Source organism: Clostridium sp. TF11-13AC (genome assembly GCF_003481065.1).
Classification (GTDB): domain Bacteria; phylum Bacillota; class Clostridia; order Lachnospirales; family Lachnospiraceae; genus Otoolea; species Otoolea fessa.
This window is the reverse complement of the sequence record NZ_QUKJ01000005.1, coordinates 415-25656: the sequence shown is the minus strand read 5'-3', so window position 1 is coordinate 25656 and position 25242 is coordinate 415. Positions and strand designations below refer to the sequence as shown.

The following is a 25242-nucleotide window of genomic DNA, read 5'->3' as shown; positions in this document are numbered from 1 at the left end:
GGGACTGCCGGTGTTAAGGGGCGCGGGCAGTAAAAACGAGGAGGAAGTTTATGGGGGAGTATCGGTACAGAGAGAATGTGAAACGGGGGATGGCGTTTGTACTGGCAATTATATTGGGAGGAATGGCTTTTTTGCCAGGATTCCCGGTTTTTCCGGCGAAAGCGGCACCTGCGAGCGGTCAGCAGACAACACTGACGACAGCCCATGGCGATACGCTGCTGGGACACAAGCTTTATTGTATCGATAAGGGCGGTTATGCGATCTGGGGAATTGCAGAAAAAGGGGATCTCTATGAAGCACACCGTCCCTCCCAGGCATCCGTTCCGCTGAGCAGTCAGGAACAGAAATATGTATTTTGGGCGATGCTCTCGCTCAGAGCAGCGCTGGGGGATGAAAAGGCAAATACATTTATCCGGGCGATCAATGTGGCAGCAAAAGCGCAGGGAAAACCGGAAATTATCAAGATGGTGTCCGAGGAAGATCTGAAAACAATCCTCTATGTTCCAGCTGTGCGGGCAAAATATCCGTGGCTGGAGGCAGCTGCGTCAAATAGTGAGGCGTACATGCAAATGGGAGGAATGCTGTCTGGCGGAGGCAGCGGAAAGGAAAATACCGGTGTCGGCGGCGGAAAGATTCCAAATGTGATAGCTTCCAGCACCTCGCTGGGAACGGCAAAACAGGTAGATGCGGCGACTCTGACGCTGTCGTTTGCGCCGGATGGCTCGGATTGGGATTTTATCCGTTCTGTACCGCTTGAATTTTCAAACAATAACGGTGTTTCATTCAGTCCGGTTCCGACCGATGGATGGACGTATACAAAAACCGACTCGCAGATTGTATTTAAAAATCCAAATCCAAAACCGTCGAAAGCCCTGATTCGTTTCCGGGTGGAAGGAACCCCATACGCTTCGGGCGGCGGGGGATATGCTTCGGCGGAGGAGGCGATTGACCAGTCGCTTCAAATCTGGGAGTGTGTGACCTGTTCGGGGACACACGGAGGCGGAACGCCTGCCAAAAGTGATCCGTGGATTCATCAGCGGATGGCATGGATGGAGCTCGGAATGGTTCCGGTCAATTATTTTGCTGCATTGGCGGGCGATCCAACCCCGGTACCGGAGCAGGGAGGCATTCGATTTGAGGTATTTAGGCATGAAGAGGATTTTACTTCCACCTATAATCTGCAGATGTATAAATACGATCATGAGACAGGGAAAGCGCTGAAAGGGGCGCGGTTTGGCTTCTTTGAGCGCTTTGACGATAAAAACAGGGTAAATACTGAGCGGGACGGAGCTGCCGAATTGTATGAGGGCGGAGAACCATATGCCAGTCATTATCAGGATGAGCCGGTTCTCTGGGATGGTTTCAGACAAGCGGGTTCGGTGGTAACAGATGGCGATGGCTACGCCTCCCAGACAGTGGAACACGGTTATCACTATGATAAGACGTTCTGTGACGGTCATCCGGCACCGGCCTTTGTACCTGTTCCAGAGGAAGAGGAGGACGAAGAGGGAGAAGTCATCAATGAGGATGAGATTGAGGCGGCGCAGGCAGAAAATATCCGCCTGGCAAATAGCTGGCTTTTGTGTGAAGAGGAATGTGAAGGAAAGGCGGGCGGAGACTTTGAGGGCGTCCATTTCCACTGGATAATGGAGGAGGTCGATGCAGGGGAGATAGAAGGTATCGCGTCAGACGGCGGCTCCGAGGGAGAAACACCCGATGCGGGACCGACGACAGGGGCAGACGGGGAAACTTCGTATGCAAAGTCTGGCTGCCAGGAGGACTGTGGGCAGACGTATGAGAAGTTCATTTCCATGAAGTACAGTTATACTTGGAAAGAATTTAAAGCGCGGGATGGATATATTCTGCATGATGGACATGCAGATGACCTGCCGATTGAGATTATCACAACCGATGCATCTGAGCATGGGGCAAATGCAGCCTTTGGAGGCGGATATTCGCGTGATGTGGTGCTGGGAACGAAGAGTGTGAGAAAGAGTCAGGGCATCGGAGAGGCTTCCGAAAATCAGAATGGAGAAAGTGCGGGGAAGGCAGGAATTTCTGAAAAAAATGGCTGGGATCGTCGAAGTGCGTCTGGCTGGACGATCCGGGAAAATTTAGCGGCTTTTCTGGGGGAGAGTCCTGCATTTCCAGGGCCGTTAAAAATGCGTGTTTTGCCGCAGAGGGTGGTTCTGTTTACGGCATTGGATGCAGCGCTTCTGGGGAAAGGGACACCGTCGGAGGCGGAGATAGGAGAAAAACCGCAAGATACAGGAAGCAAAGCGGGGAGAAATAGGAGTAAGACAAGTGAAAACAAACAGGACATAAATGAAAAAGGCAGAAAATTGACACAGGAGAAGAAGGAAGCAACTGCCTCGGAGATGAAAGTCTCTATTTCGGAGCGTCTGGTAAATCGCGTCCAGAAAGGTTTTGTGTTTATTGATGAAGCGGATGATGATTTAGAAGAAGCAGAAAAAGCGGAACGTGCAAGTATTCGGCGATATATGGCAACCGGCTCAGATTTATTGACAACCGAGGCAGGTTTTTATACAAGCTGGCATTCACCTTCTTCGTTGTATCAAAATCCGCAGTTGTCACAAAGAACGGAAACACTGGCGGGTGCGGCAGCAGAGTCTCTATTTTTCCCAGCCTATGAATCGGCGCTTGTTTCCGCGAGTGTGGGTTCAGCGATAGAGCCGGGAAGTGCTGGCAATTTCAGCCATTGCAATGGGGCAGACGGCGAGAAAGATGCCTGGAGGATCTACGATCACCGGACAGAGGGCGAGGTACATATCAATAAAAAGGATCTGGATCTGAAAAAGGGCGAAAATGAGTCTTACAATGCGCTTGGGGACTCACAGGGGGATGCAACGCTGGAAGGTGCAGTGTATGGCTTGTTTGCAGCAGAAGATCTGCTGCATCCGGACGGGAAAACAGGGGTAGTTTACCGGGCCAATCATCTGGTGGCGGTGGCGACGACAGACAAAAATGGCGATGCCTCGTTTCTGGCATGTACAGAGGCGCCGGGGCGAACCTATGATTATTCGAAGGGGACAATTGCGGATGCAGCGGATGGATGGCGAAAGAAAGCGCCGGGAAATCTGTATACACAAGATGCGGCGATCGATGATTATACGGCAGATAAAGCCTGGGAGCGGATTTATTATAACAATACGTCAAAGAATGGAAATGCCTGGATTGGACGCCCGCTTCTGATGGGGGAATATTATGTCAAGGAATTAAGCCGATCCGAGGGCTTTGAACTTTCGATTGGAAATAAACTTCACGCAGTTACAAACCTGGGACAGGATCTGGAGGCAGCGGCCCTGGAACCGGGAGAAGGATATGCCCATATTTCCATGCAGATGTACGGGGAAGAGCAGGCAGGCGATGGCGGCGCTGATACGAATGAAATTTTCTTTTCGGCAGAGTCGAAGAACACGAAAGATGGAGTTTATGAGATTGTGGTGTCAGGGCTGCCGGAGGGCGTGAGCTTTTATCGAAAAGATGAGGGAAAAGGTACGGTTTCGGTGGAAGCCGGGACAGGTGAGTATGAAAAAGTTTATACCGGGGAACTGGCAGCGGCAGAGAACGACTATCAGTATCCAAAGTACAATGCGGATGGCACGCCGATGAGTAAAAAGGTTCCGATTGATTATGCGGCGGGGTGGATGCGCCAGGTCCGGGTGCAGGAACTTGTGCCGGAGACAGTGGAAGCAGTTCTTTTGCAGGCAGAAACGGGAATGACAGAGGAAGAAAATGCGGACAAGCTGGTAAAGACATTTGATGTGGATGACTTTTGTTATCTGAAAGGGAAAGCTGAGCGGGTACTCCGTAGACATGCGAAAACAACGCCGAGAATACCGGGAGCAGGAGGAAATGCATATTCCAGTATCTATACCGGCGTATTTGACCGGGGTGTCCGGGAAGGAGAGCGGGACGTGTACGGCGTCAGCGGTGTGACGCCGGGAGAAAAGGCAGAAAAAACAGTGTATGGTTCTCCGGTTCAGACGATTGCGGTGCCGAAAACAAAAGATGGAATCTCAATGACAGTGGGAGACGCGATCACTTCCATTCTGGATTTTTATCAGACCCATCCATATATCAGCTATGGCGGTCTGGACGCGGTGCATGAGTATTCGGATTCGTTTGAATTTACGGTATATGCAGGAATTTTAGGAATACCGGAAAATTTTATGGTACTGGGAAGTGATCCGGAGAAAGACAGCTTGATTTTTCACCGGGCAGAGTGGCTGCCGGATAATATGGAAATGTGTCCGCGTTATGTGTATATACCATATTCAAATAATCGCGAGCGGGACGCATTTGGAACGTATACCGATTACAGGGAAACAACTGCTGGAAATCAGGTGATGGCGTCGGCACTTTTGCAGACCGATGCTGTGATTGAGGGAGATGGTACGATTGTTCCGAAGGAAAATGAGGTAAATGTCTATTACAAAACCGGGGAAATTCCGTACGATGCGGATGGGCAGCCGATCCGGGTATTTATTTACCAGGAAAAGACAGAAACACAGCAGCGGGAGGTGACGGAGACAAAATGGGTTCATCAGGCAGCAGACCGGAATGCAGACGGAAAATACATACTGCAGATCAACGCGAATTTTACCGATAGTTTTGGTGTAAAAAAAACAAATGCAGGTGTGCTGGAAGAGCTGGGATTTAAGGCGGTATTGAAAGAGAAGAAGGTTACACTGAACGAGGAAGAAGCCGCAATGCTGGGAAATGGTTTCTTTGCCGGCCACCAGATGAACAGTTCCAGCTATTACACGTGGGTAAAACAGGCGCGGGCAAAGGCATATATCGATTCTGGACGTTCCGGCTTGATAGGGGATGATTCTTATGTGGTCCCGGTGGCACTGGCATACCCTGGGCAGGAGACCACCTATCAGGATGCCGGGACAAGAAAAGAACCGCTGGGTGTACTGGAGCGTGTGATCCGCCAAAAGATAAAAATCATCAAAGATATAGCGACGACACCGGAGACCACCTATGCACATAACACTTATGCGGAAAGTGGACATACCGATCTGTTTACGGAAAAAGAGGGAGGGAAGGAAAATGTCGCTTCGGCACTGCCAAATTTCCGTTTTAAGCTCTATTTGAAATCCAATCTGGAACGTCTGTACCGGAATACGGATGGCGAAATCGTGTGGATGAATCGGGATGGAGAAGTTGTCTCGTTGCCGGAGGTAAAAAAGAATTTTCCGCTGCTTAGAGAATCCTTTGCTCCGGTTCAGAAAATTTTCACGCAGGTAACTCATAAAAAAGATTCCCAGACGGCTGGTTCCGTCAATAACAATGTCTGGGACAGCGCAGTGACGGCAAATGATCGTCTGTACGAATATGGAAAAGACGGGCAGATCGCGGATTCGAAAGAGGTCAATCAGGGATATACAAGACTTCTTGAGACAGTCATGCGGATCAAGGAAGATGGAGCGGGAGCGGTACGGGAAGTTCCAGGCTATCAGTATGAGAAATTTTTCGATGCGATGGCGGTGGCGAACCGGGATAAATGGCAGCGGGCAGATGCAGCAGATACATCCTTTAAGCCGTTTGCATGGATCCGTACGGGTATTTTTGGAAGCAGCGGCGGAGAAACAAAAGATCCGGTGCATCATAACAATGCGGCGATACAGAATCAGAGCCGTGCGTCAGAAGCAGCCGTAGAAAATGCAAAACGGTCGGATGCTGTCCGTCAGTTTGCGATTGACTGGTATTTGAAGAATGAGGTAAAGAAGCAGAACATTCAAGCATCGGGAGAACAGGAAAGCTATCCGGATTATATCTATGATGAAGCATTATATCAGGCAATTTTAAAAGCAGAGGAATATTTGAAGCCGTTTTTCTCCTATGATTTGGACGATTTATACGCGATTGAGTGGGACAGCGCGGAAAATGGAGGTTCCGATCGGGACAAAACAACGTTGTCAGCAGAAAAATTAAAAAAATCCGAGGAAAGTTATTATTATGGCGTTTCGAAATACCTTCCTTACGGAACCTATGTGGCAGTCGAGCAGCAGCCGTATTCGGGAGCACTGGAAGATTTCAAAAACCAGCATTATCGGATCGACCAGCCGAAAGAAATAGAAGTCCCGTCGGTTTATGAGGCAGGTGGAAACCTCGTATCTCCGGAAAAAAAGTCAGCGGATTATCAATATGACGCCTCGGCATCGCCGGAAACGCTGGCGGCGAACTATCAGATCCGGATGAATGAAGAGTGGGGAGATACAAATCAGGCGGATTTGAGGAAATATGTGATCCGCGCACATGGACAGGATGGAAATTATGAGATTTATAAGTATGGTCTGGATGCGGATAAACGGCAGGGAACGATCTCCTATCCAGGCGGAAGCTATGACTACAGCGGATTTTCGCCCGCTCAGAGGGAAATGGCGCCGTACAAGGACATTTATCGGTCTGAAAATGCAAACAGCCGGTACCGGATCAACGAGAAGGTAGAAAGCTATTACCGTTATGGTTCGATCTCAGAGCAGGCAGGGTGGGCAGATTCAGTGGAATATCCGTATGGAGAGAAGACGGATGATAACAATCCGGCTGGATTTTATCTGAAAGATCATGTCAGGACAATCACCGGGGCGCTGACCGGGTTTGACGGGCGGTATTTTCAGGGATTGGTGCCTTACAGTGTGACAGAACCGGCGGTGGAGTCCGCCTATGATGCGTTGGGATTTACCGGCTACGCGGATGGAAAATACCGGAATACGTTTTATGCTGCAAAGCTTCGGATTGAAAAACTAGATTCGGAGACGGGAGAGAATATTCTGCATGATGATGCGGTGTTCGCTATTTATGCCGCCAGCCGGGACACGTCGAAGTACAGCGAGGGGGAGGTGCAGTTTTATGAAAAAGATACACAGGTGACAGCCAGCCGGGAATTTTTGGAGGCAATGGGGGCAAAGAAAATCGCGCCGGTTGATTTGAAAACGCTAATTCCGTCAAAATACCCCTGGAAAGCACCTTATACAGGAAAATATACAGGCATAATCCCGGCAGGAACTCCGATTTGCAGTGAAACCGATCAGGTGGTGATGCAGGATGCCTTTGGGACGCGGACGGGCACATTCCGGGTTTATTCGACGCTGCAGGATTTTGGTGGTTTGGGGGAAACTCTGCCGTCCAACCAGAATACAGGATATCTGATCACGCCGCAGCCGCTGGGAGCAGGAGCCTATGTGTTGTGTGAATTATCTGTACCGGAAGGATACGTGAGAACGAAACCGATAGCGGTGGAAGTGTATTCGGATGAAGTGACGTATTATCGGGACGGAGAGCGCGGTCAGCGGGTGGCAGCTGCCGTGTATAGAGAAATGGTAACCCGGATAAGCAGCAACGGAGAAGCAGTCCAGAACCCGGATGGAACGGAGCCAAATGGCAATAAGCCGCAGGATTGGGGCGATGTAGCGCGGATTTATGTAGGAAATACGCCGATCCGGCTGGAAATTGCGAAGGTAAAACAGGATGAAACGGAGATTTTGTTTGAGTTGAATGATCGGCGAGAGGGAACATTGACCGAGCTTTCGAACCGTTATGGTCTTGAAAATCTGGAATTGGCGTACAATGCGTCGGGAACGTTCCTTGGGTACGGGTGGTCAAAAGGCTGGCTGGACAGTCTGAGGGCAAAACAGGAAGCCGGGGAGTGGATTGACCTGATTTATGAGGATCAGGTTTTTACTGGAAAGGCGATCTGGCATCGGGTTCCAGATACAGCGCACGCATTCAACCGATATCTTCCAGGTGCATCAATGCGCCTGTATGATGCGATCGAGGTAAAGAAGAACGGGGACAGTGAGGACCGGGCGTATGCCGGTGTCAATGTGGTGCGCGATTCGTTTGGAAATGTGACCCGGATGTATGTGCAGAAAGGCTATGCGGGAAACCGGCTTCTGTATGTGAGGGATAAAGATCAAGAGGGGGAAGATAGCGAAGGAGAAAATAACAATTATACACGATATACGCAGGATGACCGGTTCAACGACCAGGGAAAAGGCAGATGGATTCTCAAGCGGGTTGAACGCGAAGATACAGACATTTTATATTACGATCTCGGGGCTCTGGAGGTATTTACGACACTCCGGGGCGTGCGGTATGCCTATAACGAAAAAGGCGAACCAGTGCGTCCAAAAGACAGCGAACCGATCTATGCGATGAAAGATGGCGTTCCATTTCTGGAAATTGTAAGCCCAAGCTATGAAGAACTGGCGTACAGCCGGAAAGAAAGGCGGTTTGAATACGTTCCGTCCGGGACGAAATTCTATCATCTGGCATCAGACGGAAGCCGGGACAGCGAGGTAGAACCGTACACGGGAATGGCATATGTGACGGAGGAGAAAACCGGTAAAACATTGGTGTGGGTGATCCAGGTATCTAAGGATCACTATGGAAATGTGATTGCCAGGGATAAGGTAAAGACCGGCCGCGTGGCAACGATGTATGCTGATACGGAACAGGAGTACACGATTGGAACATATGACGGAGGTCTGCTGCAGCCCCATGTCAATCCGGTTTTGAATGAAAATGGGCTGCCGGTTTATTACCAGCGTTCCGCTCAGACCTATATCAAAGGATATCCCGTTTATGATCGGGATGGCGATTATGTGCGTTACCGATACAGCGATCTTCTCAGAGCTTACAATGCCAATGCATGGGATCTGCAGTTGAAGGCAGCGCTCTATGATATTGGAAATGATCCGGAAAACCGGGAAGACGATCGACCGCTGTACCACCGTCAGGGGGAGGCGTATCTGATGGAAAACAGCTGGATAACCGGGGATGAAACGCCAAACGATCCGTTCCATACACGGATCAGAGATGGGCAGGTGGACGTTTTAAAACGCGTTCCGGTGGGAGTGTATATTTTAGAGGAGACGCGTGCCCCATCCGGCTATGCGAAACGGATGCCGACAGGTCTTACGGTAGAGGAAACCTGTGAAGTACAGGAGCTGCGCCTTACTAACCGCCCGATCACGGTGCAGATTGAAAAGATCGACGAGCCAGAACAATATCAGCAGCCAGTCCGGGACTATGATCGCATTTTGAACGAATCGGATTCTAAGACCTGGGAGGAAGGAAAAGGAGGTTATACGTTTTCAAGTGTGGAAGGAGCCGTGTTAGCGCTCTATCCAGCAAAAAGAATTGCGAGTGATGATTTGGAAGCACATCCGTCCGGGTATTATCTGGAAAAGAAAGGGGAACTTCCGGCGAACTGGACGGTACTAGATGAGAGAAACCAGAAAAAGACAGTGACTGCCAAATGGACCGTCGGAAAGACGCCAATGGCATGGGAGGGGATTCCGGCAGGCGATTATATTCTCGGGGAGATAGAGACGCCTCCGGGATATCTGACAAATCAAATGGAGGTGGAAATCCGGGAAACTTCTAAGCTGCAGCTCATCACGATGCAGGAAGATCATATAAAAACTGCCTTTTTCAAATATGAGGAGAAGGATGGAAAAAAAGAATGTCTGCCGAATGCATATGCGGCGGAGCTGACCCTGTACGAGGCAGTGACAGATGAAAATGGAATTGTCATGGAAGCGGATGGAACACCGCGCTATGACCGGGAAAAACGGGTGACGAGCTGGAAGACCGAAGATGCGAAAGCCTACAGCCAAGGAAGCGACAGCTTTGCAGCCCGCTATCAGAAGCTGTATGCAGAATATCATACAAGGTTTAACACGGTTACATGGTGTGGATATACCGCTGAAAAACAGGAAGAAACGGCGACAGAACAGGGCGAATCAGTGCGTCAGCTCTGGAATCTGGGAAATGGTTCACAGGTGCTTGTTCAGGTGACGAAAAATTTGCAGCTAGATGGAAAAGCAGGCTACAGCTATGATTTCCGATGGAATTACCAGGCGGAGGGAACTCTGGTCAGTTATGATACCTCCGATGGGATTCACCGAATTGATTATTTACCGCTGAATCCGACGAAAAATGATTTGGCTTCGAACAGAAAGAAAGGCTATTACGTTCTTGTGGAGACGAAAACACCAAGCGGCTATCAGAAAGCAGCACCGAAGCCGGTAATTGTCGAAGAAACTGCTGAAATTCAGCTTTACGGGCTGGAAAACAGGGCAAAGTCTGTCTATATTTCCAAGCTGGGAAGATCAGGGGAGATATCCGAAGAGGCAATTTATCTGGCAGGCGCAGAGCTTGCTGTTTTCCGGGCGGCACAGGATGGAAGCCTGGTGCAGGAAAAAGAATATTTAGTGGAACGTTGGATTTCTGGATCGGATGGAAAGTTTACAGAGGAAGAAGCAGAAAAACAGGAGATTCCGGCAGGCTGGAAGGCAGGGGACTGGAAGCCGCATCGGATTTCTCCGATTGCCTATGGAGCTTATTATTTGGTGGAATTTTCGGCACCGGCAGGTTATCGGCCCATGGAACCTAGGAAATTTATTGTGGCTGCTGCTTCGGAGGAGACAATCGAAGCGGTTAATACGCTGAAACAGGGGCGAGTTCGGGTTGAAAAGGTGGATGAGAGAAAGCCAGAGGAAAAACTGGCAGGTGCGGTGTTTGAAGTGAAAAACAGAGAGACGGGAGAAAGGGTTCAGATGGAGACAGACGAGAGCGGTCAGGCGGAAAGTCCGTTTCTGCCAATCGGAACGATAGGGGAGAATGGAGGCTGGATTCCGTACCATTACGAAGTCCGTGAGACGATGCCGCCGGATGGATATCAACTTATTCCGCGCGTGTACGAGGTGCTGATAGAAGATCAGAAGGAATGCGAGGTGCTAACGTATGATCTGACGGTGCCGAATGAAACAACGAAAATCAAAATTTCCAAGCTGGATTTCGATACGGGTCTCTTTGTGTCAGGAGCAAAGCTGGCAGTGTATGAAGCCGGATTTTTGGATGGTGTGTACACTGAAGCGGGTGAGGCATTGGAAACCTGGATCTGCGATGGGAAAACACACGTGATAGAAGGAAAGCTGATTGCCGGGCACACGTATCTTCTGAAAGAACTGGAAGCGCCGGATGGATACACTGTGCAGAAACCGATGATTTTCACGGTGTCAGATACAGGCAGGGGGATTAATGCAGCCAGAGATGGTGCAAATGCGCTGGAGACAGAGACAGCAGACGGTTTATTTGACAGCATAACGTCTCTGCGGGTGCAGGGAAGAAAAGCACTTCGTCTGGTGAGAACACTGTGGGATTTGGACAGTGGGGAAGAATTTGTACTTTCTTCACTGATGGAAGCTTCTGTGCCTTATCTGGAGCGAGAAAAATGTGAAAAAGAGGGGGTGGCGGAAGGACATCGTTTCGAACTGCGGGAGATCATTGAGTTCAGTGACGGCAGCCGCCGGACGATAGGAAAAAATACATTCCGCCTGAATTGGGATGAGAACGGACATTATCCGCTGACGCTTCGAACATTAAAAGGAACGAGGTATCGTCTGGAAGAATATCATCAGAAAGAGACAGATGGCAGGGAAGTGGAAAGCTGGATCCCGGAAAACAGAGATGGCCTGGGATATATCCATGAAATACGAAATCCGGAATACAGCGACCCATGTGGCATCCGCGCCGTTTCCCCGATTGGAAAAGACGGAGCAGCGGTGCTGCCGGGAAGTGTAATTGTATATGAAATTACATATCGGAACCAGTCAGATAAAAAAGAAAATATGAAGATTGGACTGGAAATTCCAGCTGGGTGTGAACTAATGACAGCGGCTTCGATGGGCGGAGCGGAACAAATAGGCGAATCCTGGTATTGGAATATAGAGAATGTGGCAGCCGGATCAGGAGGCATTTTGCGGGTGACTGTTCTGGTTGGAGAGCATATAAATGAAAACGGACAGGAAAATCATTCTGGTATGACGGTAACGGCAACGATATGGGGAAAAACGGGCAAAAGCTATGAATCCTTCCATCCAATTCTATCTCCAGGCGCAATTGCTATCGCCGGACGGGTGACGGGAACTGCCGCGGCGTTGTTAAGGCAGGTAGATATAACATATACATTATACTTAAAGAATGCGGAGGGAAAAGAGCTTCCAGGCTTGATTTCGTACACAGGTTCTAAATCGGGAACGCTGCGAAGTGGAGGAAGCCTGACGCTTTCTTGTGGCGAATCGGTTGTTTTGACAGGAATGCCGTGGGAAACAAACTATGAGGTTCGGGCACAAGTTCCGGCACAGACTCCGGATGGACTGCCGATCGAGTGGAAGAGTACAGGAAGCACGGGACGAACCTCTCGGCAGGGAAATACAGCGCTCTGGGAATTTCATCAGAATGATCGGTCGGTGCGCGAAGTGCTCAAACGTGGGAATAGATACCGCCTGGTTGAACTGCTGGAACTGGACGGTGGAAAAACGGAAGAGGTGGAGTCGAATCAGATGATTTTTTCTCTGTGGGACGATGCACAGATAGATGGAATTGGAATGATAGATTCCCCGACAAAGCTGGTCTTTTCAAAGACAGATCTGGGCGGAACGGAGCTTCCGGGTGCTCAGATAGAGATTCTGGATCAGTCTGGAAATGTAATCGAATCATGGATTTCTGCGGATCATCCTCATGAGATAATTGGAACGTTGACACCGGGAAAGAGTTATATAATGCGCGAGACGGGAGCGCCGGATGGATTTGCGTATGCGGAAGAGATTCCGTTTACTGTTTCCGAGGATGGAACGGTCGAGCGGATTTCCATGCAGGATAAGCCGACGCACGTGGAAATCACAAAATACAGTGTGACGGGAGAAAAGGAACTGCCGGGGGCGCGGATGGAACTCTGGGAGGAGAAGGAAGGCGGAACCTTGGTTGATTCGTGGGTATCTGATCGGGGCGCCCATGTGATAAAAGGAAAGTTAAACGCTGGAATAAACTATGTGCTGGTAGAAAAAACAGCGCCGGATGGATACTGGAAAGCAGAAAAAGTGACATTTACGGTATCACTGGATGGCCGAGTCGATCAGGTGAAGATGTATGACAGACCGACGGAAGTGCAGGTGGAGAAGCGGAAATGGAGGGAGCAGAAAGGAGATAGCGAATTTGTAAAAGGTGCCCGCCTGAGGATTTCTGATGAGACTGGAAAGGTAATATTGGAATGGATTTCTGAAGAAAAGGAGAAATGCATACAGGGCATTTTAAAGGAGGGCTGCCGCTATATTCTGGAAGAGCTGGAAGCGCCGGAGGGCTACGAAAAAGCCGAACCAGTTTCATTTACGGTTTCAGAAGGCGGAACGGTGATGGTTGTGCGGATGTATGACTGCTTGAAGCCGGAGAATCCGGGGCGACCGGGACACGGTCAGCCGGAACATCCAAAGAAAGTGATAGAAGAGCTGAAAGAGGGCTATTTAACAGTTCATGTGCCAGAGTCGATCTGTGGAGATGGGAAAATTGTTCTCGACGGCAGACAGATGAAGCCGCTTCCGAAGATGGGATATGGAGAATCAGCCACCTGGGAAGTAGAAGGTGCTTATCAGGTTGAGGACGAAAAAGAGCGTCTGAATGAAGTGATTTCACTGATTTGGAAGTGGAAACTGGTGATTGGACTGATATGTATGAGCGCTGGGGCTGGACTGGCGCTCGTAGAGCGGCTAAGAAAGGAGGAAAATATAAAAAAGAATATGGAGAGGAATGATAAGGGCAAGGAGGAGTAAAAAAATAAGAGAAAAATGAACAGAAGAAAGATGTACTCTCGGAGTCTTTTCTGCACTTGCTTTTGCGGCTAACAAAAAACATTTTACAAAATCAAGCACAGAAAGATTTCGAGAGCACATAAAGTGGGAGAGGAGGAATTTTATGAATCAGATGGCGAAAGGGCTGCTCTTCGGAGCAGCCGTACTGAGCCAGACGGCTGCGGGATGTTTCTCCGCTGCCGCAGCATCCATCGATCGGGTCAGGATTCGGCTGGCAGCAGAAGAGCTGGATGAAATGGGAATGTCTGTTTTGGAGGCGGAAAGCCGGGACAGGGCATATAGCGTCACTGGTGTGGAACGAATCTCCGGTGATCCGGCAAGCGGACCGGCGATGGATGGGGCAGAGGTGGGAAAAAAAGAAAATGAACAATATAAAGGGAGCATACAAGCCGACTCTGAAAATATAGGTACCAAAGAAGTTTCTTTAGAAGAACGAAAGATAGAAGAAATCCATGCAGAAGAACCTGCTCCGGAAATTCTATACGAAATAGAACTGGAATCCGACGCAGATGATTCTTTTTCCGTCCTTCGCCAGGAGGACATCCAGTTTTCAGGGCTTGGCGCGGTATGCAGCAAGGCAGTTCGGAAAGATAATGGCACTACGTTGCTTTTGACGATCGAATTACAGGATGCCGGAGAGATAATAGGAACGGTGGATGCAGCAGACTGGGAGAAAAGAGGAATTGGCAGGTGGAAGAAAGCGCCGGGGGCTTCGGCATATTTGGTGATGCTTTACCGGGATGCGAAGCGTGTCGGACATCCGCATCGGACGAGTGCTGAACAGTACGATTTTGTACCGTTGATGCAGACTGCGGGCGTATATCATTTTAAAGTGATTCCTCTGACAAAGCAGGGAAAGCGTGGTCAGGCAGCAGAATCGGCATGGAGGAAAGTGACGGAGGCAGAGGCAGCTCAAAACCGGGAAGAATGGGGAGGGAAAAAGCCGGGATGGCAGCCAGAAGGGGAAATTCCATCGTATATTTTAAAAGATGGTGCATACCCGCAGATGGATTCTCTTTTGATTGGGGAAAAGTATGAGCAGTTTAATGAAAAGGGGGAAAACGTGTCGCGAACCGTAATATTTTGAGGATTTTCGTATAATTTATAAAAATCAGTTGAAAAAGCAGAAGAAATGTGATAGCATACCTCACATAAGTTCGTTCCTGTTTACTGAACCGTCCTGACGAGTGATCGAAGGTCAGTCAGGCAGGGACACTCTGGAGAGTCTCCAAGAAGGAGCGCCGAAGGTGTAAGACGGATGCACGTCCATGGTATTCGTTGATCTCTCAGGCAAAAGGACAGGGCATACAACCAATCACAATGGAACCAGGGGATGAGTTCTATTGTATGCATATGTTCTACTCTTTGGAGAGCTGATTTGTATCAGCTCTTATTTTATTACTCGATCCCGGATTTACAAAAGAGCCGGAATCGTAACGAAAACATAGAGGAGGATAAAAAATGGACACGATTTTGACACTGGTAAACAAAGGCAATGATTTTCTGTGGAGTTTTCTTCTGCTGATTCTGCTGTGTGGAACGGGCATCTATTACACGATTCGTCTCAAATTCATCCAGGTAAGAAAATTTGGCGAGGGCTGCAAGCATGTGTTTGGACATTTCAGCCTGAACGGAGAAAAACATGAAAAAGGGGAAATGAGCCCGTTTCAGTCGATCATGACGGCGATCGCAGCACAGGTTGGTACTGGTAACCTGGCAGGTGCGGCGACAGCGCTGTTTGGCGGCGGTCCGGGTGCAATCTTCTGGATGTGGCTGAGCGCGTTCTTCGGAATGGCGACCATCTACTCCGAGGCGGTTCTGGCACAGACCTACAAAACAGAGGTAAATGGTGAGGTGACAGGCGGACCTGTCTACTACATCAAGGCGGCATTTAAAGGTAATTTTGGAAAGGTATTATCCACTCTGTTTGCTATCTTTATTGTTTTAGCACTTGGGTTTATGGGCAATATGGTACAGTCCAACTCGATCGGTGCTGCGTTTACAGAGGTATTTCAGGTATATGGAATCAATATTCCGCCGATCACGATCGGTCTTGTGCTGGCAGTACTGGCAGGATTCATTTTCATTGGTGGAACCAAACGTCTGGCAGCTGTGGTAGAGAAGGTTGTGCCAGTTATGGCAGGCGTTTACATTGTAGGAAGCCTGATTCTGATTGGTCTTCATATCAATCACGTGCCGACAGCATTTATGATGATCATCAAGGGCGCGTTTGATCCGAAAGCGGTAATGGGTGCTGGTGCTGGTATCACCGTCCGCGAAGCAATCCGTTTTGGTGTAGCGAGAGGACTTTTCTCCAATGAGGCAGGTATGGGTTCCACACCGCATGCTCACGCACGTGCGAAAGCAGAAAGCCCGCATCATCAGGGGCTTTGTGCGATGATCAGTGTCTTTATTGATACATTTGTTATTTTAAATCTGACCGTATTTGCAGTCCTGACAACGGATGCGATGAGCTCCGGCAAGGATGGTACAGCGCTGACACAGGCGGCATTCATGCAGAGTTTTGGAAACTTTGGTTCTATTTTTATTGCGATCTGCCTGCTGTTCTTCGCATTTTCGACGATTCTGGGATGGCATTTCTTTGGTCTGACGAATGCGAAATATCTGTTCGGCGAGGGCGCGGCAAAGGTTTATTCCTTCATCGTTGTGATTTGTATTGTCATTGGTTCTATGTTAAAGGTAAATTTAGTATGGGCTCTGGCAGATTTCTTCAACGCGCTGATGGTTATTCCGAACGTTTTGGCATTACTTGCATTGAGTCATGTGGTTGTGGCGGCTGACCGGAAAGCGGAAGCGATCACGAAAAATGTGACACAGGCATATCGGGCTGCAGAAGAAAAGTAAGAGCAAATAAAGAGAAGATAAAAGGTAATTGTAAGCGTAAAAAGCGAGCATTAAACAATCATTCAAAAAAGACCTGCTTATGTAGTGAAATACATAAGCAGGTCTTTTTTATGAAAATGAAAACAAATAAAAAAACCAAAGGACCCTAAACAGCTGCCATTACCTTCCGCTCTCTGTAAAAATAAGGAGTTTCTCTCTTTGCTGTCTGCTTTTTAAGTGTTTCATCGGTCAATTTGCGGACAGACTGCAAAATCCTCAGATGCGTCTCCAGAGGGAGTGCATCAACGGTCAGTTCCGCTTTTTTCGTGCATCCATCCACACCGCCTGCTGCCACAACCCGGCGGAGCAATTCTGTCTCGGTGCGGTCAGAGGGGAGAAGATTCCGTCCCAATTCCAGGGAGAGCAGGGAGGCAATGCCCCAGCCCCACCAGTTGGAAACGCCGCTTGCCAGCGTCAGGTCTGCTGCTTCTGCGGTGCAGATAAGTTCGCCGTGTGGAACACCTGCGAGAATTTCACGGCGGAAGGTCCCCATTCCCATCTCGTTGCCGCCATCTCCGATGGAAATGACCGTGGCACCAGCTTCTCTGGCAGCAGACAGGAAAAGAGCCGAATCCGTGATCATGTCGTCGAGCTGTTCACCGCGCATGCTGTGATAATGTCCGTTTTCAGCTTTACCTGGGCGCTCCAGGCTGATCAGATGGGTCGGTTTTGCATCACGGATAAAGGTGCGGATAAAGTTATCCGTATTCTGTTCCGGCAGACGGATCAAGGTTGCCTGCGGAGCGCGGAAGCGGAGAGCCGCTTCCAGATGCGGATAAGAAGACCAGTCGGTTACGACTGACACGCCGCAGCCAGCTGCCGTCAGCGCTGCTGCGAGGTTGGCAGTTCCGGAAGGTCCATCCGTCTCGCCGGTAATAGAACCGTCTGGCATTCGAACCGGGAAACCGGTCAGAAGAACGGCTCTTTTCGCATGGGCGAGAGAAGCAGACACGGCCGCAAGTGGGGAAGCAGGCAGAGATGCTAAAAGTCCGCGACCGCCAAAATCCTGTTTCATAATTGAATCTAAAGTTTCATAAAAAGTCATGGTATCAATCCTCCAGGTATACTGCATTGTGCAGAAATTGACAGGGGATTTTCTATCTGGATGATCCGAGCGCTTATTTACTGGATAATTTCCAAATCAAAAAAGATTGGAAGCAGTCCGGTATGGTAGCTGTATCGGAATCATGTGCAATAAAAAAAGACCCACGTATCCTGTAAGATTCATGGCTCTTATTTACGAAGGGAGCATCCGGGCAGGAGTCCCGATAAATAAAAGAATCTGTTTTGTTATAATTATATTGTAAATGAAAAATATCAGACTGTCAATTCCAAATTTATTTTACGGCTGACAGAAAGCAAAATTTGGAATATAATAAAAAAATGGGGTAACTGTTCAGTAGGTCAGCGCATTTACTGCGCTGACCGTACGAAAATATGGGTCAGCAGGCAAAAATCCCATTGCCGTAGGCAATTTTTAATGGATTTTTGCTTGTGGCTGTGAAGGTACTGAACAGCTACAAAATAGGCATATAAACAAGCTCAGAAATAAAAGCAGACAAGAAAATGGATAGAGAGAATGAAACGAGAATCAAATGAGATAAAAAAAGAAAATGACCGCGCCGCATCGTTCATGCGCTTCTGCGAGGTAGTCCGCCATCTCCGTGCCGAGGACGGCTGTCCGTGGGATCGGGCGCAGACGCATACATCGCTGAAACCGTACTGCATTGAAGAAGCGGCAGAGGTGATTGGCGGTATCAATATCTGGGAGGTGACCGGCGATGCGGAGAACCTGAAAGAAGAACTGGGGGATTTAATGCTGCAGATTCTTCTTCACGCGCAGATCGCGGAGGAAGAAGGACTGTTTACGATACGCGAGGTCATGGATGGCGCCAGCGAAAAGATGATCCGCCGCCATCCGCACGTGTTTGGTAAGCCTATGCTGTCCGAACAGGGGGAACCGATCACAGATTGGGATGCAATCAAGAAGCAGGAAAAAGCCGGAAAAGAGTGGACGGAAGCGTATCTTCCGGGAGCGCTGGAAGAGGCGGGGAAACTGCTCGAGCGGGCAAAAGAGCGGAAAGGCATCAAAAAATAACGTTTGAGATACCTTCAATCTGAAATAAATAGAAAAATCTATATATAAAAAGGCATTCGGTCAAAATGGAATGCCTTCGTTCATTTATAAATGCTAATTCGTACTTTTCGGCAAAGACTGACTTTCTTTTACCAGATCTTCTAAAGTAATATTATAGAAGAAATTGTGTACAACCTGATCAAAGCGTTTCCACATCGGCAGGGTCACGCAGCTTGTCTGACGTTCGCACGGCGGCGCATCCGGTGCAAGGCAGGCAACGGAAGAGAGAGAGCCTTCGGTCAGTTCCAGAATCTCTCCGGCGGTATATTCATTAATCGGACGGGTTAGACGGTAACCGCCGCCTTTGCCGCGCTGTCCTTCCAGTAATTTATTTTTGACCAGAACCTTCAAGATGATTTCCAGATACTTTTCAGAAATCTGCTGACGGGTGGCAATTTCATTCAGTGGTATATATCCAGCAGAATTTTGTTCCGCCAGATCGATCATAACGCGCAGGGCGTATCTTCCTTTTGTCGATATCATTCGGTAACCTCCTTACTATTAACCAATTATAACGCAAGGTAATAGGACTTTCAAGGAGAAAAGCATGGAAAACAAAGAAAAAAAGTTTTTCCTAATACCTATTGACAAAGTTGGTTTATAAGAGTATCATTAAGCCATCAAGTTCAGAAAGAACATGAAAATAAAAAGGAGGCAGATACAATGGCAAGACAGAATATTTTATGGAACGGAAATCTGATGTGTTGTTGTCGAATGTGTAATTCCCGGGCATTTTATATGGTCAGGTAAATTTGCATATCTGCCATTTAAGAGAATGACAACGATTTAAGATGCAAGCTATTTGCCCGGGAGCTTAAAGAAGATTAAGCGGTCCGGCTTTTTATTTACCCAAAAAGCTAAATATACATTTGCATAAGCAAATATAATATTGCGAAAAAAACAATTATTTTATATAAAACTTGAAAACAAATGGAAAAACGCTTGCTCAAATAAAAAAATGAATATAAAATAAAAACGAATTTACATACTAGGAAATAAACTTCCAGCAATAGAAAGAGAGGTATTTTGAGATGGGAAACTATAGATTTGAGACTCTTCAGTTACACGTAGGTCAGGAGCAGCCGGATCCGGCAACCGATTCCAGAGCCGTTCCGATTTATCAGACCACTTCTTATGTATTTAAAAATTCCGCACATGCGGCAGCACGTTTTGGTCTGGCAGATGCCGGTAACATTTACGGACGTCTGACTAACTCTACACAGGATGTTTTTGAGAAGAGGATCGCAGCACTGGAGGGCGGCGTTGCAGCACTGGCAACCGCATCCGGCGCAGCTGCTATTACATATACAATCGAGGCACTGGCAGCGGACGGCGGTCACATTGTAGCACAGAAGACCATCTACGGCGGCAGCTACAACCTTTTAGAGCATACACTTTCCCATTTCGGTGTATCTACAACTTTCGTAGACGCTCATAATCTGGAAGCGGTAGAAAGTGCAATTCAGGAAAATACCCGTGCTATCTATCTGGAGACTCTCGGAAATCCGAATAGTGATATCCCGGACATCGACGCGATCGCTGAGATTGCACACAAACACGGACTTCCGTTAGTCATTGACAATACATTTGGTACACCGTACCTGATTCGCCCGATCGAGCATGGTGCAGACATTGTCGTACATTCCGCTACCAAGTTCATCGGCGGACACGGAACCACTCTGGGCGGCATCATCGTAGATTCCGGTAAATTTGACTGGAAAGCAAGCGGCAAATATCCGGCAATCGCAGATCCGAATCCGAGCTACCACGGCGTATCTTTCGTAGAGGCAGCAGGTCCGGCAGCATTCGTCACCTACATTCGTGCTATCCTTCTGCGTGATATGGGCGCTACGATTTCCCCGTTCAACGCATTCCTGCTTCTTCAGGGAACTGAGACACTGTCTCTGCGTATCGACCGTCATGTAGAAAATACCAAGAAGGTTGTTGAGTACCTGTCCAAACATCCGTTAGTAGAGCACGTTAATCATCCGTCTCTGCCGAATCATCCGGATCACGCACTGTATGAGAAATATTTCCCGAACGGCGGCGCTTCTATATTCACCTTTGAGATCAAGGGCGGACAGGCAGAAGCTCATAAGTTCATCGACAACCTGCAGCTCTTCTCCCTGTTAGCAAACGTAGCAGATGTAAAGAGCCTGGTTATTCATCCGGCAACCACAACCCATTCCCAGCTGACCGATGAGGAGCTGGCAGATCAGGGCATCAAGCAGAACACCATCCGTCTGTCCATCGGTACCGAGCATATCGACGATATCATCGAGGATCTGGAGCGTGGATTTGCAGCTCTGAAATAAGTAAGAGTGTGTCGGTCTGAGAATCCGAGACATATACATAATAAATAATGAATTGATAAAATGCGGTGTCATCTGCAAACTCTTCTTTAAAGCAGGAAAGAACGGCAGATGACGCTGCATTTTTGCTATTCCATTTTGGAAGAAAACGGCGTAGAAAAATTCATGCCAAACTGCCTTTTACAGGGTAAAATGCTGAATTGTTGGGATTTAAGGGGGAAACGGGGAGGCGAGTCTTGACAATAAGGGCGGATAAGTGGTAATTTATCAGATAGAAGGATACAGAGCTGTACATTTGTGATATAGGGGGGCTCTGGATTCCACCATAAAATTTAAGAATGAGGTGCGAAAAATGCAGGAGATGAAACCGATTAAAGAAGGAAAAGTCCGTGAAATCTATGACAATGGAGACAGTCTGATTATGGTTGCAACGGATCGTATCAGTTGCTTTGATGTTATCTTACATAATGAAGTGACAAACAAAGGCAAGGTACTGACACAGATGTCCAAGTTCTGGTTTGACCTTACGAAAGATATTATCCCGAATCACATGATTTCTGTAGATGTAAAAGATATGCCGGAATTCTTCCAGCAGGAGAAATTCGAAGGAAAGAGCATGATGTGCCGTAAGCTTGAGATGCTTCCGATTGAGTGCATCGTCCGCGGTTATATCACAGGAAGCGGTTGGGCAAGTTACCAGAAGACCGGAAAAGTTTGTGGGATTGAATTGCCGGAAGGCTTAAAAGAGTCTGACAAATTGCCAGAGCCGATCTACACACCGTCCACTAAGGCAGAGATTGGCGATCATGATGAAAACATCTCCTACGAGCAGAGCGTAGATCATCTGGAAAAATACTTCCCGGGCAAGGGAAAAGAGTATGCAGATAAGCTGCGTGAATACACGATTGCACTTTACAAAAAATGTGCGGAGTACGCACTGGAAAAAGGTATTATCATCGCAGATACCAAGTTTGAGTTTGGTCTGGATGAGAGTGGCAACATCGTTCTTGGTGACGAGATGCTGACTCCGGACAGCTCCCGTTTTTGGCCGGCACAGGGCTACGAGGCAGGACATTCTCAGCCGTCTTTCGACAAGCAGTTTGCACGCGATTGGCTGACCGCTCATCCGGGCAATGACTGGACACTCCCGCAGGAGATCGTAGACAAGACCATTGAAAAATATCTTCAGAGCTATGAGATGCTGACCGGCGAAAAGCTGGCATAAGCGGATCGCTCGATGCAGCCAGTCAGGCAGCGGAAGAAAGTGCATTGAATAAAAGTAAAAAAGCTGCTGTGAAAAGGATGAAATTCTTGTTTCGCGGCAGCTTTTATATATGGAAAATAGAAAACAAATATATCGATAGTTCGCGATCAGCAGCAGAGGGACTGTTTACAGATGGGGGCTTTTGAAAGGGGAAATGAAAGATGCGCGATTTTATGGATTTATTTAGCTTAAAAGGGAAAAAAGCGATCGTCACGGGCGGGACCAGAGGGCTCGGCTATGGCATGGCAGAGGGACTGTGCAGAGCGGGGGCGGAGGTTGCCATTTTGGGAACAAGTGAGAAGGTGCGGGAGAGCGCAGATGCGCTTGCACGGATAACCGGGGCGGTGGTTCACGGAATAGTGGGAGATCTGGTAAGAGAAGAGGAGGTTCCGGATATCTATAAGCACCTGGTGGAAAGCCTTGACGGTCAGGCGGATATATTGGTAAACTGTGCGGGAGTTCAGCACCGGTGCGTGGCAGAAGATTTTCCGATGGAAGAGTGGAATCGGGTTCTGCGAGTAAATTTAGGTGCTATGTTCCAGATGTCTCAGCTGGCGGCGCGGGATATGCTGCAGCGTGGATACGGCAGAATTATTAATGTGGCATCGATGACATCCTTTTTCGGAAGTGTGATGATACCGGCATACGCGGCAAGTAAGGGTGGCGTGGCGCAGCTCACGAAAGCCTGCTCTAATGAATGGTCGTCGCGTGGTGTGACCGTCAATGCGATCGCACCTGGTTATATGGAGACAAAGCTCACATTGGATATGAAAGCCAAAAATCCGGGTCAGTATGAAGAGGTAACGGCGCGGATCCCGATGCACCGCTGGGGAAAGGCGGAGGATCTGGCAGGAATTACCGTGTTTTTAGCGAGTGACGCGGCAGAATATATAACGGGAGCGGTAATCCCGGTGGATGGCGGCTATCTGGCGAAGTAAACGAGAGAAAAGGAAAGAAATATGAATCTATTTGATATAGTAGGTCCGGTGATGGTCGGACCGTCCAGTTCCCACACAGCGGGCGCGGTTCGGATTGGATTTGTGGCGCAGAAGCTTCTTGGGGAACCGGTTAAGCGGGCAAGGATTGGTCTGTATGGCTCATTTCTGGCAACGGGAACCGGACACGGAACCCAGAAAGCACTGATTGCGGGACTTTTAGGGATGGCGCCGGATGACATGCGGATTCCGGACAGCTTCCACCTGGCAGAGGAGAAGGGGATTGAGTTTTCCTTTGATGAAGCCAATTTAAAAGAGGCGCATCCAAATTCGGCGGAACTGGAGCTTGAGGGCGTTTCTGGGCGCAGCCTGACGGTAGTAGGTGAATCCCTGGGTGGCTCACGGATTAATATTGCGAAGGTTGATGGGATCGATGCCAATTTTTCCGGCAGTTATCCAACCTTGGTTGTCCACAATGACGATCAGCCGGGACATGTGGCGGATGTGACGGCGATGCTGGCGCACAAATCGATCAACATTGCGACGATGCAGCTCTACCGTGCGGCGCGCGGCGGCATGGCAGTGATGGTTATTGAGTGTGATCAAGAGATTCCGGAAGAAGGGCTTGTGTGGCTGCGCCGCCAGGAGGGCATCAGGAAGGTAACGTATTTAAGTCTTCGATAGGAAGAGTTCATATAAGAAAAGGAATGGAACGGGAAAATGGAAATGTTATATCATTCAGTGAATGATCTGATCCGCTTAGCGAACGAATATCAGATTCCGCTTTGGAAGGTGGTTCTTCTGGCGGATGTGCAGGAACGCCAGGTGACGGTGGAAGAATCGTTTGAAACAATGCGGCAGATGTATCAGGCGATGCGCCAGGCAGATCAGGGATACGATGGCTCGATTGTCTCGGCGAGTGGAATGGCTGGCGGCGACGGAGAAAAACTGCACGCATACAATGCCTCCGGTCGCAGCCTGGCGGGCGGATACATGGGGCTTGTGATGGAAAAAGCGGTGAAAATGGGAGAGTCCAACGCCTGTATGAAACGAATCGTGGCGGCTCCGACGGCGGGCGCATGCGGGGTGATTCCGGCGGTGTTTTTGTCGTATGAGGAATATTGTAAGGAAACGGAGAACCGGATGGTCGAGGCGCTCTTTGTCAGTGCAGGAATCGGTGCGGTTATTGCAGAAAATGCGAGCATCGCCGGTGCATCGGGTGGATGTCAGGCGGAGATTGGTTCGGCGAGTGCGATGGCAGCAGGGGGGCTGGCATATCTGCAGGGGGGCGACGCGGAGTGTATCGCGAATGCAGCGGCATTTGCCCTCAAAAATATGTTGGGATTGACCTGTGATCCGGTCTGTGGTCTAGTTGAAGTTCCGTGTATCAAGCGGAATTCCGCCGGCGCCGTCAATGCGGCGGTCAGTGCGCAGATGGCAATGGCGGGAATCAAGAGTGCAATCCCGGCAGACGAGGTCATAGATTCCATGCGTCGGATCGGCAATGCGCTTCCGGCTGCTTTACGCGAGACAAGTGAAGGCGGTCTGGCAGTGACCGAGAGTGCCAGAAAGATAGCGGAACGGATGGGAAAGAAGGAACACATTGCTAAGAAAACCCGGGAAAGCAATGAAAATCAATAGAACCAGACAGCACGCGATTGCAGAACCTGTCAGAACAGTTCCGGTTGCTGATGAGAAGATAAAATTGTAGAAGAAAGAGCAGCAATATAGAAAAAGCTCTGTTTAAATGATGCCAGAATATTCTTAAAAATCACAAAAAAATATATAAAATAGCAAATTTAGAAAAATGCTTGACTTTCTGGGAATGCTCTGGTATCATAACATACGTCCTTGAGACAAGGACAAAAACAAAACACGAAACGAAAGAAATGATTTGAAGATTCTTGATAAGCTCAGAAAAATTTCAAAAAAACGTGGATTTGTAAAAAAAATAAAAAAATGTTGACAAAAGCAAAAACTTTTGATAAACTATAAAAGTTGCCGC

At 48.6% G+C, this 25242-nt stretch carries 11 protein-coding genes and 1 riboswitch; of the genes, 9 read left to right on the top strand and 2 right to left on the bottom strand.

The features are described from left to right. Positions 1-50: 50 nt before the first annotated feature. From DXD12_RS10865 to DXD12_RS10855, 3 genes are all read left to right on the top strand, one after another. Positions 51-13646, top strand: a complete 13596-nt coding sequence (locus DXD12_RS10865; RefSeq protein ID WP_118638361.1) for a SpaA isopeptide-forming pilin-related protein — start codon at positions 51-53, stop codon at positions 13644-13646. 142 nt (positions 13647-13788) lie between these two features. Then, on the top strand, positions 13789-14772 hold the full coding sequence (locus DXD12_RS10860) for a hypothetical protein (protein WP_118638360.1): 984 nt from the start codon (positions 13789-13791) through the stop codon (positions 14770-14772). Between the two features lie 120 nt (positions 14773-14892). Continuing rightward, positions 14893-14997: riboswitch (glycine riboswitch) on the top strand. 149 nt (positions 14998-15146) lie between these two features. Next, a complete protein-coding gene (locus DXD12_RS10855) occupies positions 15147-16550 on the top strand; it encodes a sodium:alanine symporter family protein (protein WP_022359445.1) in 1404 nt (467 codons plus the stop codon). Between the two features lie 145 nt (positions 16551-16695). Here DXD12_RS10855 and DXD12_RS10850 read toward each other — a convergent pair whose 3' ends face one another. Continuing rightward, the gene (locus DXD12_RS10850; protein WP_118570162.1) at positions 16696-17634 is read right to left on the bottom strand and encodes a DUF4392 domain-containing protein; all 939 of its coding nucleotides are present in this window, start codon (positions 17632-17634) and stop codon (positions 16696-16698) included. 534 nt (positions 17635-18168) lie between these two features. Here DXD12_RS10850 and DXD12_RS10845 point away from each other — a divergent pair. Then, positions 18169-18687, top strand: coding sequence for a MazG nucleotide pyrophosphohydrolase domain-containing protein (locus DXD12_RS10845; RefSeq protein WP_207665268.1), 519 nt, complete (start codon positions 18169-18171; stop codon positions 18685-18687). 93 nt (positions 18688-18780) lie between these two features. On the opposite strand, the gene DXD12_RS10840 is transcribed toward DXD12_RS10845, so the two are convergent. Further along, positions 18781-19209, bottom strand: a complete 429-nt coding sequence (locus tag DXD12_RS10840; RefSeq protein WP_022359441.1) for an Rrf2 family transcriptional regulator — start codon at positions 19207-19209, stop codon at positions 18781-18783. 548 nt (positions 19210-19757) lie between these two features. On the opposite strand from DXD12_RS10840, the gene DXD12_RS10835 reads away from it, so the two are divergent. From DXD12_RS10835 to sdaAA, 5 genes are all read left to right on the top strand, one after another. After that, complete coding sequence (locus DXD12_RS10835) at positions 19758-21041, top strand: O-acetylhomoserine aminocarboxypropyltransferase/cysteine synthase family protein (RefSeq protein WP_118468107.1); 1284 nt, start codon at positions 19758-19760, stop codon at positions 21039-21041. Positions 21042-21390: 349 nt separating this feature from the next. Beyond that, a complete protein-coding gene (locus tag DXD12_RS10830; protein WP_118570160.1) occupies positions 21391-22263 on the top strand; it encodes a phosphoribosylaminoimidazolesuccinocarboxamide synthase in 873 nt (290 codons plus the stop codon). Between the two features lie 200 nt (positions 22264-22463). Then, positions 22464-23240 carry an SDR family oxidoreductase gene (locus DXD12_RS10825; protein WP_118638359.1) on the top strand — a complete coding sequence of 259 codons (777 nt, stop codon included), beginning with the start codon at positions 22464-22466 and terminating at the stop codon, positions 23238-23240. A gap of 21 nt (positions 23241-23261) precedes the next feature. Next, positions 23262-23921 carry an L-serine ammonia-lyase, iron-sulfur-dependent subunit beta gene (sdaAB, locus tag DXD12_RS10820; RefSeq protein WP_118570158.1) on the top strand — a complete coding sequence of 220 codons (660 nt, stop codon included), beginning with the start codon at positions 23262-23264 and terminating at the stop codon, positions 23919-23921. A gap of 42 nt (positions 23922-23963) precedes the next feature. Next, positions 23964-24878 carry an L-serine ammonia-lyase, iron-sulfur-dependent, subunit alpha gene (gene sdaAA / locus DXD12_RS10815; protein ID WP_118570203.1) on the top strand — a complete coding sequence of 305 codons (915 nt, stop codon included), beginning with the start codon at positions 23964-23966 and terminating at the stop codon, positions 24876-24878. Positions 24879-25242 lie beyond the last annotated feature (364 nt).